The 12,764-nt window shown below is 67.1% G+C and carries 10 protein-coding genes; 6 read left to right on the top strand and 4 right to left on the bottom strand.

The window, feature by feature from the left end; genetic code table 11:
* Positions 1–17: 17 nt before the first annotated feature.
* The 5 genes from ACNQVK_RS36365 to ACNQVK_RS36345 are packed head-to-tail and all read left to right on the top strand — an operon-like array spanning position 18 to position 6,347.
* Positions 18–761: a DUF2786 domain-containing protein gene (locus ACNQVK_RS36365; protein WP_418033658.1), complete on the top strand. Its 744-nt coding sequence runs from the start codon at positions 18–20 to the stop codon at positions 759–761.
* Positions 758–1,228, top strand: a complete 471-nt coding sequence (locus ACNQVK_RS36360) for a TIGR04338 family metallohydrolase (protein ID WP_409553337.1) — start codon at positions 758–760, stop codon at positions 1,226–1,228. Before ACNQVK_RS36365 ends, ACNQVK_RS36360 begins: the two co-directional genes overlap by 4 nt.
* Positions 1,229–1,277: 49 nt before the next feature.
* A complete protein-coding gene (locus tag ACNQVK_RS36355; RefSeq protein ID WP_418033656.1) occupies positions 1,278–4,436 on the top strand; it encodes an ATP-binding protein in 3,159 nt (1,052 codons plus the stop codon).
* Positions 4,437–4,438: 2 nt separating this feature from the next.
* Positions 4,439–5,674 carry a glycosyltransferase gene (locus ACNQVK_RS36350; protein WP_418033654.1) on the top strand — a complete coding sequence of 412 codons (1,236 nt, stop codon included), beginning with the start codon at positions 4,439–4,441 and terminating at the stop codon, positions 5,672–5,674.
* 16 nt (positions 5,675–5,690) lie between these two features.
* Complete coding sequence (locus tag ACNQVK_RS36345) at positions 5,691–6,347, top strand: O-methyltransferase (protein WP_418033652.1); 657 nt, start codon at positions 5,691–5,693, stop codon at positions 6,345–6,347.
* A 95-nt stretch (positions 6,348–6,442) separates the two neighbouring features.
* Here ACNQVK_RS36345 and ACNQVK_RS36340 read toward each other — a convergent pair whose 3' ends face one another.
* Genes ACNQVK_RS36340 through ACNQVK_RS36330 form a run of 3 tightly spaced genes read right to left on the bottom strand, consistent with a single transcriptional unit; the run spans position 6,443 to position 10,342 of the window.
* Positions 6,443–9,343, bottom strand: coding sequence for an RND family transporter (locus tag ACNQVK_RS36340; RefSeq protein ID WP_418033650.1), 2,901 nt, complete (start codon positions 9,341–9,343; stop codon positions 6,443–6,445).
* Positions 9,340–9,720 carry an MmpS family transport accessory protein gene (locus ACNQVK_RS36335; RefSeq protein ID WP_410341837.1) on the bottom strand — a complete coding sequence of 127 codons (381 nt, stop codon included), beginning with the start codon at positions 9,718–9,720 and terminating at the stop codon, positions 9,340–9,342. The genes ACNQVK_RS36340 and ACNQVK_RS36335 overlap by 4 nt, the downstream gene beginning before the upstream one ends.
* A complete protein-coding gene (locus ACNQVK_RS36330) occupies positions 9,632–10,342 on the bottom strand; it encodes an SAM-dependent methyltransferase (RefSeq protein ID WP_418033649.1) in 711 nt (236 codons plus the stop codon). Before ACNQVK_RS36330 ends, ACNQVK_RS36335 begins: the two co-directional genes overlap by 89 nt.
* A 139-nt stretch (positions 10,343–10,481) precedes the next feature.
* Between ACNQVK_RS36330 and ACNQVK_RS36325 the strand changes: the two genes are divergently transcribed.
* Positions 10,482–11,063 (top strand): TetR/AcrR family transcriptional regulator, encoded by a 582-nt coding sequence (locus ACNQVK_RS36325; protein ID WP_044514555.1) that lies wholly within the window; start codon positions 10,482–10,484, stop codon positions 11,061–11,063.
* 8 nt (positions 11,064–11,071) lie between these two features.
* Here ACNQVK_RS36325 and ACNQVK_RS36320 read toward each other — a convergent pair whose 3' ends face one another.
* Positions 11,072–12,763 carry an aldehyde dehydrogenase family protein gene (locus ACNQVK_RS36320; RefSeq protein WP_418033648.1) on the bottom strand — a complete coding sequence of 564 codons (1,692 nt, stop codon included), beginning with the start codon at positions 12,761–12,763 and terminating at the stop codon, positions 11,072–11,074.
* Between the last annotated feature and the right edge of the window lies 1 nt (position 12,764).

Raw genomic sequence — 12,764 nt, 5'->3', positions numbered from 1 at the left:
GTTTCTAGGATCGCGCCATGACCGACGACAAGATGCTGGCGCGGATCGCCGCACTGCTGCGTCAGGCCGAGGGCACCGACAATCTGCACGAGGCCGAGGCGTTCATGGCCGCCGCCCAGCGGCTGGCCACCGCCACCGCCATCGACCTGGCGCTGGCCCGCGCGCATTCGGCCGAGCGGACCAAGGCGCAGATGCCGGTGCAGCGCACCATCACCATCGGCGAGGCCGGCACCAAGGGGCTGCGCACCTACGTGCAGCTGTTCGTGGTGATCGGCATGGCCAACGATGTGAAATGCGATGTCGCGTCCAACTCGACGTTCGTCTACGCGTACGGGTTCGCCGAGGACATCGACGCCACCCATGCGCTCTACACCAGCCTGGTGCTACAGATGGTGAAGGCGTCGGAGAGCTACATCGCCTCGGGCGCGCACCGCCCGACCCCGACCATCACCGCCCGGCTCAACTTCCAGCTGGCCTTCGGAGCCCGGATCGGGCAACGGCTCTCGGAAGCCAAAGAGGAGGCCCAGCGCGAGGCCGATGAGGCCGACCGGCCCGGCACCGCTATCGCTTTGCGAGACAAGGATATCGAGCTGCGCAGCTTCTACCGGGAAACCTCGCAGGCCCGTGGCACCTGGCGTGCTGCCAGCGCGTCGGCCGGGTATTCGTCGGCCGCGCGCCGGGCCGGGGACCGCGCCGGCCGCCGTGCCCGACTCGGGGCGAACCAGGAGATATCCGGCGCACGCGGCGCCCTGGAGCAGTGAGCGCGCGCGACGGCCAGCGGGCCCGCGTCTATGCCGCGGAGCAGTTCGTGCGGACCATGTTCGACCGTGCGGCACAACATAGTTCGCGGGCGATCGACTTCTTCGGCACCTCCCTCACCTTGCCGCCCGAGGCGAAATTCGGCTCGGTGGACTCGGTGCAGCGCTACGTCGACGACGTGGTCGCCCGGGTCGGTGCCGATCCGGTCGCCGTGCGTCGCCGCCGGGGCGTGGCCGCGGCGCACTACGAGCTGATCGACGGCACGGCAGTCATCGCCGTGCCCGAGCGCGACACCTGGGCCCTGCGAGAGTTGGTGGTATTGCACGAACTTGCCCACCACCTGAGCCATGCGGATCCGCCGCACGGCCCGGATTTCGTCGCCGCCCATATCGAGCTGTGCACGGCGATCATGGGGCCGGAGGTCGGCCTGGTCCTGCGCATGGTCTACGCCAAAGAAGGTGTGGTCTGAGCCCGAGTACGCGATCATTGCCATATTGACGGGCTAGAAGGATTGGCGAATGGCCGGCCAGGTCTCTGAGATGGCCGACCGGTGTCAATCGTGCGCCAGCGACCTGCGGCCGCGGGCGCGATTCTGCGACATGTGCGGGACGCCGGTCGGCGCGCGCCCGGAGGCCAGCGAATACAAACAGGTCACCGTGCTCTTCGCTGACGTCGTCGGGTCGATGAGACTCGCCGCCGCAGTCGATACCGAGCGCCTTCGCGAAATCATGAACGATCTGTTCAACCGGGCCGCGGCCGTGGTGCAGCGCTATGGCGGGACCGTGGACAAATTCACCGGCGACGGCCTGATGGCACTGTTCGGTGCGCCGGCCGCGCTGGAGGATCACGCCCTACGGGCCTGCATCGCGGCCCTGGAGATCCAGGCGGCAACCACGGCGCTCGCCGCCGACGTCGCCCGCCGCGACGGGGTCGCCCTGAATCTGCGGGTGGGGCTGAACTCCGGTGACGTCATCGCCGGGGCGATCGGCTCGGGCGGGTACACCGCCGTCGGTCACCCCGTCGGCCTGGCCCAGCGCATGGAATCGGCCGCCCCCGCAGGCGGGGTCATGTGTTCACTGTCCACCGCGCGACTGGTCGAGTCCGCCGCGCGGCTCGGACCCACCGACTACGTCACGGTCAAGGGCTTCGACGAGCCGGTGGCGGCGCGGCAGCTGTATTCGGTGGAAACCGGCAGCGGCGTGCTGGGCCGAGGCGACGGCGTCCTGCTGGGCCGTGCGGCGGAACTGAATCGCCTGCAGGAGGCCTTTGACTCCGGGGATGGCGAGTTCGTCGGTCTGATCGGTGAGCCGGGCCTGGGTAAGAGCCGGCTGGTCAGCGATTTCGCCGCGGCCGCTGAACGGCAGGGTGTCCGGGTCGTGGTGGCCAGGGGCGAGGCGCACGCCGCCGTGCTGGCCTTCCGGATGCTGTCGCTGTTGCTGCACGGCATGTTCGGGGTGGACGGGTTGGGCCCTGCCGCCGCACGCGAGCGCGTCATCGCCCAATTCGGCGGACGCCTGCCGGCGGAGTCGCCGGATGCGAGCGTGCTGTTCGAGGCCATGGGTCTCAGTGACGCGCAGGCGCCCGATCTGCATGTCGCCATCGAGGGTCGACGACGCCGACTGGTCGAACTCATGGCCACCGCGGTTCGAGTCGCCGCAGTCCCGACGGTCTTCGTCCTCGAGGATGTGCACTGGATCGACGCGCCCAGCGACGAGGTCCTCGCAGATTTCGTTGTCGCGATCGGCGATGTGGCGACGGCGACGGTCGTCGCCACCTATCGGCCGGAGTATCACGGAGCGCTGCACCGGGATCCGTCCGCGACCATCAGGCTGCAGCCGCTGACGGCGTCCGTCACAGCCTGTCTGGTCGGCAACCTTCTCGGCGACGATCCGTCACTGACCGGGCTGGCCGCCCGCATCGCCGGTGTGGCCGTCGGGAACCCGTACTTCGTCGAAGAGATCGTCCGCGATCTCGCTGGGCGGGGTGTGTTGGCCGGTAGTCGCGGGAACTATCGGATGACCAGCAATCTCGACCGCATCTTCGTCCCGGCGACGGTTCAGGCCGCCCTGGCGGCACGTATCGACCGGTTGTCGGCACACGCCAAGCAGGCCCTCAACGCGGCTGCGGTGATCGGCGCGGACTTCGACACCGACACCCTGAGTGTGCTGCGGCCGGACCTCGAGGCGGACGGACTGCCCGAGCTGGTCTCCGCGGAACTGATCGATCAGACGGAATTCTTTCCCCGACAACGGTATTGCTTTCATCATCCGCTGGTTCGCACGGTGGCCTACGAGTCGCAGCTCAACCGCGACCGGGCGCACGCCCACGGTCGTCTCGCGGCTGCCATCGAGCGGCGTGATCCCGCGGCCGCCGATGAGAATGCCGCGTTGATCGCCGCCCACTTCGAGGCGGCCGGTGAACTCACCGCCGCCTACCGGTGGCATATGCGTGCGGGGCAGTGGATCCGGCTGCGGGACATTTCCGCGGCGCGTGAGCAGTGGGAACATGCCCAGCGCATCGCCGACGAGCTGCCCCCGGAGCAGGCCGGGGTGGCCGACATGCAGGTGGCATCTCGTGCACTGCTGGTGTCGACCTCGCTGTACGTGGGCAACGACGTCGACACGGCGTCGCGGTACCGCGAATTCCGTGATCTCGCGACGCGAACCGACAACGCGAGATCGCTCGCCATCGGAACCGCCGGGCAGCTGTGGTCGATCACGGTCAACGAGGAGAACCTCCGTGAGGCCGCAGTGCTCGCCTCGGAGCTGCACCGGATGGCCGAGGACGCCCAGTGGGATGCCGAGGCCACCGGCATCGTGGTGAACGCGGTCGCCTTCGCAAAGCTGGCCAACTGTGAACTCGACTCGGGACTGCAGGCCATCGACCTGCTCCACGTGGACCGGACGCCACCCACCGAACTCGCTCCCGCGCAGGCGCTGCGCGGTGTCATGGAGTTGTGCCTGGGCCGGCCGGAACAGGGACGACGCCATCTGCGCGAAGGTATCGAGCTGGCTCGGGCGGATCGGCCGATGACGTTCACCCACACTGTGCTGTACGCGGGAGCTGCGGTGGCGCTCGGTCTGTGCCACGCGGACGAGTTCACGGACGCTCTCGACGGGGCGGCACGCGCCGCTGACGCGCTCGGCGACAGCAGCGGCGTCGTCTGCACCCTGTGGGCTCGCGGCACCGCCATGCTTCGCGCGGGGCGCGAGCCGAGTACCGAGGCGATTGATGCGCTGCGGCAAGCGCTTTCGTATATCGACGAGCACAGATCGATGACGTTCATCAGGCCCACCATCATCGCCGACCTCGCCGTCGACGCGGCCCGCAAGGGAGACCGGGAACAAGCGCTCACCGATCTGCGTGCGGGTTTCGCGAGGTATGCCGACAACGGCTCCAGGTTCCTCCTGGGATGCCTGGGGGAGACCCTCGTCGAGATCCTGGTTGCATCCGGATCCGAGAGCGAGCGGGCCGAGGCCCGGCGAGTTGTCGAGCGATGGCAAGAGCTGCGGCCCGGTATCCCGGCGCTCGACCTGTGGTGGTTGCACTCACGGGCCTTGCTGGCCCGGGCTGAAGGGGACGGGCCGGGTTATGCCGAATCGTCCGCGCAGTACCTGACATCGTGCGAAAAGCTCGACGCCCGTGGCAGACTCGACGCCGCCCAGAGGATGACGTAACGGTGGCGACGATCCTGGCCTACACCTCGCCGGCGCTCGGTCACCTGCTGCCGATGAGTGCGTTGCTGGTCGAACTGGCACGTCGAGGGCACACCGTGCACGTGCGCACCCTCTCCGCCGGAGTGGAAACGGCGCGGCGCCTCGGATTCGTCGCCGAATCGATAGACCCGCGGATCGAGACGATCGAGATCGACGACTGGCAGGCCACCAATCCGCGGGAAGCGCTGAAGATCGGGGTTGCCGCATTCGGTCAGCGCGCCGAGTACGAGATCAACGATCTCGCCGGCGCGGTGCGGCAGGCGGAACCGGACGCACTGCTCATCGACGTGAACTGTTGGGGCGCTCAATCGTTGGCCGATTCGGCGACCGTCCCGTGGGCGAGTTTCGCGCCCTACACCGTGCCGTTGCGGGCCGACGGGGTGCCGCCGTTCGGGTTGGGTTTGCCGCCCCGAACCGGGCCGTTGGGCTGGATCCGCGACGCCGCCGTCCGCGCTGCCGTGGTCGGTCCTCTCGAGAAGATCATGCTGCCGCCGATCAACCGGGTCCGCGCGAAGGTGGGTGTTTCGCAGGTGGATTCGATGGACCAGTTCCTGCGCCGGGCACCACTGATACTGCTGGCGAGCGGCAAGCCGTTCCAATATCCCGCCACCGAATGGGGCGATGCCGTCCAGATGATCGGGCCCTGTGTGCTCGACCGGGATGGCGACGTCGCGCCGGACTGGCTGGGCGCGATCGATCGGCCGGTCGTCCTGGTGACGACGTCGTCGGAGAAACAGGCCGATGCCGATCTGGTGGCAGTCGCCGTGCAGGCATTGGCTCACGAGCCGGTACACGTGGTGGCGACGATGCCGGCCGGGCGGCCGCCGGGCATCGAGTCGACGGCCGATGCGACCGTGTGCGAATTCGTTCCACATGCGCTCGTGCTGGACCGTGCGATATGTGCCGTGACGCACGGGGGGATGGGCGCGACCCAGAAGGCATTGGCCCGTGGCATCCCGGTCTGCGTGGTGCCCTACGGGCGGGACCAGCTGGAGGTGGCCCGGAGGGTGCAGGTGGCGCGGTGCGGGACCAGGCTTCCCGCCCGGCGGCTCACGCCGGACAGACTGCGCGACAAGGTGCGCGAGGCGATGCGGATGACAGAGGGGGCGCGTCGGGTGGCCGCCGGATTCGCCGCGACCGGCGGGGTGTCGCACGGCGCCGACCTCGTGGAGCGGCGGCTGCTCGGCCGGACCCGATGACGCTAGCCTGGCGCACATGACCGAACCCCGCGATGTCGACCTCATGTTCAACGAGGTGCTGCGCACCGAGGACGAGGCGCTGGCCGCGGCGCGCCAATCCGCGCACGACGCCGACATGCCCGCCATCGAGGTGTCAGCCCAACACGGCAAGCTGTTGTCGCTGCTGGCCACGATCTCCGGGGCGCGACGCGTGCTCGAGATCGGCACGCTCGCCGGATACAGCACCATCAACCTGGCCCGCGGCGTCGGTCCCGAGGGCAGCGTCGTCACGCTCGAATACGAGCCCCGTCACGCCGAGGTCGCTCAGGCCAATCTGGAGCGGGCCGGTGTCGCCGACCGTGTCGAGGTGATCGTCGGTGCCGCACTCGACACGCTGCCCCGGTTGGCCGAGCGCGGTGACGTGTTCGACCTCGCCTTCATCGATGCCGACAAGGAGAACAACGTCGGTTACGTCGAGTGGGCGATCAAACTGGGCCGGCCGGGATCGATCATCGTGGTGGACAACATCACCCGGTCCGGGCGGGTGCTCGAACCGGCGGCCGACGACCATCAGGCCCGTGCCGTGCGCGACATGCTGGAGATGATGGGCAGCCATCCGCGACTGGACACGGCGGCCATTCAAACCGTGGGCACCAAGGGCTGGGACGGTTTCGCCGTCGCGCTCGTCAGGTAGGCGGGCCGGCCAAGCATCGCGAGCGACCGCAAAGGTACGCAATTCACGGCGTGTCTACGTACAGACACGGTCGCTCGCGGGGCTCAGGTAATTCGCTAGGCGAGACTGTCCTGCGGCTCGCGCTGGACCGGCTTGGGCCAGGGCTCCGGCTTGGGCCGCTGACGCACCATCTGCGGCCACCAGAACCACTTGCCGAGCAGCGCGGCGATCGAGGGCGTCATGAAGGCGCGGATCACCAGGGTGTCGAACAGCAGACCCAGGCCGATCGTCGTGCCGACCTGACCGATCACGGCGAGCTCGCTGACCGCCATCGACATCATGGTGAACGCGAACACCAGACCCGCGGCCGTCACCACCGAACCACTGCCGCCCATCGCGCGGATGATGCCGGTGTTCAGGCCCGCGTGTATCTCCTCTTTGAGCCGGGAGACCAGCAGCAGGTTGTAGTCCGCACCCACCGCCAACAGAATGATGACCGACATGGCCAGCACCATCCAGTGCAGTTCCAGCCCGATCAGGTGCTGCCAGATGAGCACCGACAGGCCGAATGCGCTGCCCAGTGAGATCACCACGGTGCCGACGATGACCGCGGCGGCCACCATGCTGCGCGTGATGATCAACATGATGATGAAAATCAGGCAGAGCGAGGCGATTCCGGCGATCAGCAGGTCGTAGTTGGCGCCTTCCTGCATGTCCTTGAAGGTGGCCGCGGTACCGCCGAGGTAGATCTTGGAACCCTCCAGCGGGGTGCCCTTGATCGCTTCCTTGGCGGCCAGCTTGATGGCGTCGATGTGCTTGACGCCCTCGGGGCTCATCGGATCGCCTTCGTGGCTGATGATGAACCGCACCGCGTGCCCGTCCGGGGACAGGAACATCTTCATGCCGCGCTTGAAGTCCGGATTCTCGAAGGTCTCCGGCGGCAGATAGAACGAGTCGTCGTTCTTGGCGGCGTCGAAGGCCTGACCCATGGCGGTGGAGTTGTCCTGCATGGCCGCCATCTGATCCTGCAAGCCGCCGTTGGTGGCCTGCATGGTCAGCATCATGGTCTTCATCGTCTTCATGGTCGTGATCATCGGCTGCATGTTCGCGATCATCACCGGTATGAGGGCGTTCATCTTGTCCATGTCGGGGACGATCTGCTCGAAATCGGCTGTCATGGTGTCGACGCCGTCAAGGGTGTCGAACACCGAGCGCATCGCCCAGCACATCGGGATGTCGTAGCAGTGCGGTTCCCAATAGAGGTAGTTGCGGATCGGCCGGAAGAAATCGTCGAAATCCGAGATGTGGTCGCGGAGTTCCTTGATGTCGGCGACCATGCCGTGCATCTTGCCGACCATGCTGTTCATGACCGTCTTCATCTGCTCCATGAGCGCGATCATCTTGGTCATCGTGTCGACCGTGACCTGCATTTCATCGGCCTGCTTGAGCATGTCGTCCATGCGGTCCTGCATGTACTTCTGATTCATGGTCTGGGTCGTGCCCTGCATGCTGATGTTGAACGGGATCGAGGTGTGCTCGATCGGCGTTCCCTGCGGCCGCGTGATCGCCTGGACCCGAGAAATGCCGGGCACCTGGAAGATTCGCTTGGCGACCCGCTCGATCACCAGGAAGTCCGCCGAGTTGCGCAGATCGTGGTCGCTCTCGATCAGCAGCAGTTCGGGGTTCATCCGGGCCGGGGAGAAGTGCCGGTCGGCCGCGGCGTACCCGCTGTTGGCCGGCAGATCCGCGGGCATGTAGTCGCGGTCGTTGTAGTTGGTCCGGTAGCCGGGCAGGGTCAGCAGGCCGACCATCGAGATCGCGATGGTGGCGATCAGGATCGGTCCGGGCCAACGCACCACGGCCGCACCGATTTTGCGCCAGCCGCGGGTCCGTGAGGCCCGCTTGGGCTCCAGCGTCTTGCCGAACTTGGTGGCCACCGTGATGATGGCCGGACCCACGGTCAGTGAGGTGAGCACCACCACGGTCATGCCGATGGCCAGCGGGATACCCAGTGTCTGGAAGTAGGGCAGGTTGGTGAAGTGCAGGCACAGCGTGGCGCCGGCGATGGTCAGGCCCGAGCCCAGCACCACGTGCGCGGTGCTGTGGAACATCGTGTAGTAGGACTGTTCCCGGTCCTCGCCGACGCTTCGGGCCTCTTGATATCGGCCTATCAGGAAGATCGCGTAGTCGGTGGACGCGGCGATGGCCAGGGTCACCAACAGGTTGGTGGCGAAGGTCGAGAGCCCGATGATGTTGTAGTAGCCCAGGAACGCGATCACGCCTCGGGCCGCGGTCAGTGACAGCACCACCATGACCAGGGTGAGGATCACCGTGACGATGGACCGGTAGACCATCAGCAGCATGATGATGATGACGGTGAAGGTCAGCGCTTCGATCATCCGCATGCTGCGGTCACCGGCGATGTTCTGATCCGCCGACAGTGCGGCCGGGCCGGTCACATAGGCCTTGACCCCGTCGGGCGCCTTCACGCTGTCGACGATCTGCTGAGTTGCTTCCACCGACTCGTTGGCCAGCGCCTCGCCCTGGTTACCGGCGGTGTAGACCTGCACGTAGGCCGACTTGCCGTCGGAGCTCTGGGCGCCGGAGGCGGTCAGCGGATCGCCCCAGAAGTCCTGGACGTGCTCGATGTGCTTGGTGTCGGCCTTGAGCTTGGCGACGATCTGGTCGTAGTACTTGTGAGATTCCTCGCCGAGGGGCTGCTCGCCCTCGAGCACGACCATCACCGAGCTGTTGGACTTGAACTCCTGGAACACCTCGCCGACGCGCTTCATGGCGATCATCGACTGCGCATCGTCCGGTGTCATCGACACCGAGCGCATCTTGCCGACCTCTTCGAGCTGAGGAACGACCACGTTGAGCAGGGCGATTACGGCGATCCAGCCGATGATGAGCGGCACCGACAGTCGGCGGATCCACTTGGCGATCCCGCCGTGGTTGTTGTGCTTCGGTGCGGAGGCGACCGGGATCGAGTCGGTCGGGGTGTCGTAATTGCTCATGCAGATTTCACCAAGCAGAAGGTCTGGGCGTTCACGCCGTTGGAGGTTCTCTCGTCCTTGAGTTCGTCATCGACGGTGATGCGGCAGCTGATCGAGCTGCCGTCGCCCTGGGCCACGATGTTGGGGAACACCGACGGGGCGGTGGACTCCAGCCGCAGCGTCCACGGCAGGGAGACCCCGTCGATGCGCTGGGGCTGGGCGTCGAGATCGAGGTAGTTCACGTCGGCGGTCGCACCGGGCTCGCCGTAGATCTCGTAGACCACGACCTTGGGATCGAAGGGCTTGGTGTCATCGACCTTGGCGCTGGAGATACCGGAGCCGTCGCCCGAGCCGAAGAACGTGCGGACCCGCATCACCGTGAATCCGCCGACCAACACCACCGCGGCGATGATCAACGGGATCCAGAACCGTCTCAACAGCTTCATTTTCGCTGGTCGGCCTTTCGGAGGTCAGGTACGCGGTGACGTACCGGCTAGCTGCGCAGCTCCATTGCCACTTCGTGATCATGTCGGCGTCGGCGGATTCCCGCCAACACCTTTCTACGTCGACATCCCCACCCGAATCGTCCCGGAAGGGACTGACCGACATCTCCGAGATCAGCCGGCTGCCCGGCCCGCTCATGACGGTGATGTCGGCGACGAGCCGACGCTGCTCATCCAATGGGATGAAGGGTAATACGCCCTCCACACTCCACAGGGTGGCCCGGTCGGCGTCGAACCCGGCCTGGGTGAGCGCCGCGGGCCAGTTTCCGCTGATGTCAGCGGGGACGCCCCGTACGGCCGCCGTGGGGGTGGTGTCGGCCAGAGCCTCGGTCTTGACCTCGAGGATCGCCGGGTTGTCGACCACGTACACGGAGGTGCCGACGGGCCAGGGCAGCTGATAGGGACGCGGGTCCAGATCGGAGGCCAGGAAAACCACCTGCTCGACGCCGGATTCGGCGGCTGTCATGAGATAGGTGTCGAGGAGATCTGCCAGCGGCGCCACGCATGAGCTCGGCATCAGTACTCCTCCCCGCAGCTTTCCTTGCCGGATGTAAAGTGAAACCTATACAGTCGGCTAACTTCAATCAAGTTAGTTCGTTTAATTGACGGTGTGATCTAGCACCCTTGGGTACGCTCAGCGCGACGAAGGGACAGGTGTGGCGAAGGCTGTGGCGCCGCGTGGTTTTGCGCGCGAGCGGGTGCTGGAAGCGGCGCTGAGCCTGTTCGCGGAGCACGGCGTCAACGGCACGTCGCTGCAGATGATCGCCGACCGCCTCGGCGTCAGCAAGGCTGCCGTCTACTACCAGTTCCACTCGAAGGACGAGATCGTGCTGGCGGTCATCCAGCCGGTCTTCGACGACATGATGCGGCTGGTCCGGATCGCCGAGGCGATGTCCACGCCGGAGGCCCGGCGGGAGGCCGCCGTCAGTGGGATGGTGGAGATGGCCGTGCGGCACCGCCGGGTGACCGCGGTGTTCCACGGCGACCCGGTCATCGACGGCCTGGTGCACAGTCGCGACGAACTCCAGGACACGATCGAGCGGCTCACCGGGATCCTGCTGGGCCCCGACCCTGACGCCGCCGACCGGATCTGCATGTCGGTGCTCGCCGCCGGTGTCTACGGCAGTGCCACCGACCCCGCGCTCAACGACGTCACCGACGAGGAACTGCACCGCGTGCTGCTGGACTGCGCGCAGCGGCTGCTGCGCGCGCCGGCCACGCCCGTCGTCTCCGGCTGAGCCCGCGACTAACCCCGCAGCGCCGACGCGAAGATCGCCGGCAGCTTGCCCCAGCCCGGTGCCGCCGCGAAGTCCAGCAGCAGTCGGCCCGTCGTCGCCGCGGTGCGGTTGTTGACGAACCACGGCGGCTTCGGCGACAACGACCACTCGCCGCCGAACACCGATCGCGGCGCGGGCCGGAACGGGCCGCGGACCACGGTGCGTTCCGGTCGGTCGAGCAGAAAAGCGTTGTGCACCACGCCGGTTCCGCTCTGGATGTCGTTGCGCTTGTGGCCGGGGAAGGCTCCCCAGGTGGCGGTCGGGGTCAGATACCCCACGCCGGTCCAGGCGTTGATCGCGATGGTGCCGTAGCGCAGCCGCTCGATGAGGTGGTCGAACTTCTCGCCGAGGCCCGCGATGGTGCTCGGGTGGGCGATGATGTTCACCCCGAGGGTGCCGACGAACTCGTCGTTGGCGATGCGCACGGCCTCTTCGGCGAACTGGTCGTCCGGGACGTCGAGGTCGATCACACCGAGCACCGGTCCGAAGTATTCGGTGCGCAACAACGCTTCCCGGTCATCCGGGTCGACCACCAGGACCCGGGCACCCCTCGAGCCCAAGTGCTGTGCGTCCGGATACGACGTGTCCGCGCCGGCCACCCTGACGTCGGAGCCGGGGTAGTAGGCGGCCCGCGCCGGAGCGTCGTTGACGGCCTTGCGGATGGCGGCGACGAACTCGTCGCGCTGCGCCCAGCGCTTGGGCAGCACCACCACCTGCGCTGCCACGCAGTTGTAGCCGTTGTTGTGCAGTCGTTGCGTGGCAACGTGATTGGCCTGGAACTCGATGTCGGCCTTGTTCCAGGTGCCGGGCAGCACGAGCGTCGGCGACACCCCGCCGAGCTCGGCGGTCATCTCCTTGTCGAGAACCGGCTCGTCGGCGGCCTTGCGCCGGGCACCCTCGTCGCCGGTACCGAACACGATGGCGTCGTAGGTCAGCGCGCTACCGGTCATGTGCACGTGGTCGACGAGCTTGTGGCGCACCAGATATGTGCCTGCCTCGGCTCCACCGGTCAGGATGCGCACCGCGCCGATGGCGATGAACGGGGCCAAAACCTTGGTCAGCACCGGCAACAGGGGATCGGTGATCGGATTGAGCTTGAGGGCCACGACGCGGTTGTTGGCGTACAGCTCGTAGATGGTGTCCAGCGGGGCGATCGAGAAGATGTTGCCCGCGCCCAGGACCGCGCCGACGCCGTTGGTGCGGGACGGGTCGCGTTGGGCCAGACCGGCCGACCGAATCGCCTCGGCCTTCTCGATGCCGGGCTGCAGCCACACCTCGGCGCTGAACCCGGACAGCAGCAGCTGGTCGAAGGTGTTGAGCGGCAGGGCCTTTACCGTGGTCCGGCCACCCGGGGCGTAGCCGAATCCGGCGCCGTCGAGCGGGCTGCGGCCCGCCTCGAGCTTGGTCAGGCTCTCCGACAGTGCGGCCAGCCCGGCTGCCAGTGAGTACGGACCGGATATCCATTCCTCGCCGACCAGCGGTGAGGCGGGGTCGAGTTGTTTGATCCCGACGGCAGCGTCCACCCACTCGGCGCCGTGTCGCGCGGTGAGCGCGCGTACCTCGTCGAGTAAGCCGCGCCGGGCCGCCAATGACAGGGAAGCCCAGGTCTTTTCACCCTCGACGAGTTCCTCGAGGGCCTCGTCGATCTGCGTTTCGGTCATG

Origin of the sequence: Mycobacterium sp. 134, from assembly GCF_048282715.1 — a bacterium.
Lineage (GTDB): Bacteria > Actinomycetota > Actinomycetes > Mycobacteriales > Mycobacteriaceae > Mycobacterium > Mycobacterium septicum.
This window is presented reverse-complemented; position numbering and strand designations above follow the sequence as displayed.

What these genes read in the sequence shown, in the direction of transcription:
- ACNQVK_RS36365 (WP_418033658.1), top strand. Translation starts at nt 18, where the DNA reads ATGACCGACGACAAGATGCTGGCGCGGATCGCCGCACTGCTGCGTCAG.
- ACNQVK_RS36355 (WP_418033656.1), top strand. Translation starts at nt 1,278, where the DNA reads ATGGCCGGCCAGGTCTCTGAGATGGCCGACCGGTGTCAATCGTGCGCC.
- ACNQVK_RS36345 (WP_418033652.1), top strand. Translation starts at nt 5,691, where the DNA reads ATGACCGAACCCCGCGATGTCGACCTCATGTTCAACGAGGTGCTGCGC.
- ACNQVK_RS36340 (WP_418033650.1), bottom strand. Translation starts at nt 9,343, where the DNA reads ATGAGCAATTACGACACCCCGACCGACTCGATCCCGGTCGCCTCCGCA.
- ACNQVK_RS36330 (WP_418033649.1), bottom strand. Translation starts at nt 10,342, where the DNA reads ATGCCGAGCTCATGCGTGGCGCCGCTGGCAGATCTCCTCGACACCTAT.
- ACNQVK_RS36320 (WP_418033648.1), bottom strand. Translation starts at nt 12,763, where the DNA reads ATGACCGAAACGCAGATCGACGAGGCCCTCGAGGAACTCGTCGAGGGT.